We start from the raw sequence: 2,500 nt of genomic DNA, 5'->3' as shown, positions 1-2,500 counted from the left end.
ACCGCCCCAGTCAAACTACCCACCATACACTGTCCCGGACCCGGATGACGGGCCGCGGTTAGACATCCATGACGATAAGGGTGGTATTTCAAGGATGGCTCCACGGAAACTGGCGTCCCCGCTTCAAAGCCTACCACCTATCCTACACATGCCGACACGAATGCCAGTGTAAAGCTATAGTAAAGGTGCACGGGGTCTTTCCGTCTGACCGCAGGAACCCCGCATCTTCACGGGGAATTCAATTTCACTGAGTCTATGTTGGAGACAGCGGGGAAGTCGTTACGCCATTCGTGCAGGTCGGAACTTACCCGACAAGGAATTTCGCTACCTTAGGACCGTTATAGTTACGGCCGCCGTTTACTGGGGCTTCGATTCAAAGCTTGCACCTCTCCTCTTAACCTTCCAGCACCGGGCAGGCGTCAGACCCTATACGTCGTCTTGCGACTTCGCAGAGCCCTGTGTTTTTGATAAACAGTCGCTACCCCCTGGTCTGTGCCACCCCATCATACTTGCGTAAAATGGGGTCACGCTTCTTCCGAAGTTACGCGTGCAATTTGCCGAGTTCCTTCAACATAGTTCTCTCAAGCGCCTTGGTATACTCTACCTGACCACCTGTGTCGGTTTCGGGTACGGTCTATACGGTGGAGCTATTTCCTGGAACCGCTCCGCTGCCCTGATAATCCAATAAACCAGAACAACTTGTGCAATCCGTCACTACCACCAGGCCCACGAATATTAACGTGGTTCCCATCGACTACGCATTTCTGCCTCGCCTTAGGGGCCGGCTAACCCTGCTCAGATTAACTTTAAGCAGGAACCCTTGGTCTTTCGGCGAGAGGGTCTCTCACCCTCTTTATCGTTACTCATGTCAACATTCGCACTTCCGATACCTCCAGGAGCCCTCACAGGTCTCCCTTCATCAGCTTACGGAACGCTCCGCTACCACTTGCGATTGCTCGCAAATCCTCAGCTTCGGTGCATGGCTTCAGCCCCGTTACATTTTCGGCGCAAAGACCCTTATTTAGACCAGTGAGCTGTTACGCTTTCTTTAAATGATGGCTGCTTCTAAGCCAACATCCTGGTTGTTTTGGGATCCTCACATCCTTTCCCACTTAGCCATGACTTGGGGACCTTAGCTGGAGGTTAGGGTTGTTGCCCTTTTCACGACGGACGTTAGCACCCGCCGTGTGTCTGCCGAGTAGTACTCCCCGGTATTCGGAGTTTGGTTAGGATCAGTAAGACGGTGAGTCCCCATAGCCCATCCAGTGCTCTACCCCCGGGGGTATTCGCTCGACGCTCTACCTAAATAGATTTCGCGGAGAACCAGCTATTTCCGAGTTTGATTGGCCTTTCACCCCTAGCCACAAGTCATCCCAATCTATTGCAACAGATGCGGGTTCGGTCCTCCAGTTGGTGTTACCCAACCTTCAACCTGCTCATGGCTAGATCACTCGGTTTCGGGTCTAATGCAACAAACTAAATCGCCCTATTCAGACTCGCTTTCGCTTCGCCTACACCTACCGGCTTAAGCTTGCTTGTTACACTAAGTCGTTGACCCATTATACAAAAGGTACGCCGTCACCCTTGCGGGCTCCGACTGTTTGTAGGCATCCGGTTTCAGGTTCTATTTCACTCCCCTTGTCGGGGTGCTTTTCACCTTTCCCTCACGGTACTTGTTCGCTATCGGTCATGCACGAGTACTTAGGCTTGGAGAGTGGTCTCCCCATGTTCAGACAGGATTTCTCGTGTCCCGCCCTACTCTAGGACAATCGTGATATCTACGCGTACGGGGCTGTCACCCACTACGGCCGCACTTTCCAGAGCGTTCCACTTTAATCACAATTGCCACTGGCCTGGTCCGCGTTCGCTCGCCACTACTTGCGGAGTCTCGGTTGATGTCCTTTCCTGCAGGTACTTAGATGTTTCAGTTCCCTGCGTTCGCTTCTTACACCCTATGTATTCAGGTGTAGATACCTTATCACAATGCTTGGAAACCACTCGGGTTGCCGGGCCAGAGGCCAAACAACCAGAATGATTTTCCAAGCATTTAAGGTGGGTTGCCCCATTCGGAGATCCATGGATCAAAGCTCATTCGCAGCTCCCCACGGCTTTTCGCAGCGTATCACGTCCTTCATCGCCTGTGCATGCCAAGGCATCCACCAAATGCCCTTACGACACTTAATCGTTCTCATTGCCAATGCTCATCACTTAGCCGACATCCCAAAGGGATGCAGCAGCCAGGGTTACCTTTTACAACCCAGGCCATTCGTTGATGCCATCGACGTGTTCGACAGGTCTGCTTTATTGGAGCTACGCCGAGCAGCCCACTTGCAGCCTGTCTTAAGACCAGCTTCTCGAGATTGGATCCGATACCGCGCGGTCAGGCAACGGTAATCCGATCGTCCGTCAGATGCAGTCCGAAGACTGCAAACAACAACGATCCAGAGCGACAAGCTTCCTTCCTACCTCCAATCCCTCCACCACATCCGGCCGGCTAGGC

General features: G+C 52.8%; 1 rRNA gene (only partly in view). It reads right to left on the bottom strand.

Going from position 1 to position 2,500, the window contains the following annotated elements:
• Positions 1 to 2,184, bottom strand: a 23S ribosomal RNA gene (locus tag FHT69_RS33825) (it extends 631 nt beyond the left edge of the window).
• Positions 2,185 to 2,500 lie beyond the last annotated feature (316 nt).

It is taken from the genome of Rhizobium sp. BK008, from assembly GCF_014197345.1.
GTDB lineage: Bacteria > Pseudomonadota > Alphaproteobacteria > Rhizobiales > Rhizobiaceae > Rhizobium > Rhizobium anhuiense.
The sequence above is the reverse complement of the archived record's forward strand: the minus strand, read 5'-3'. Positions and strand labels throughout refer to the sequence as shown.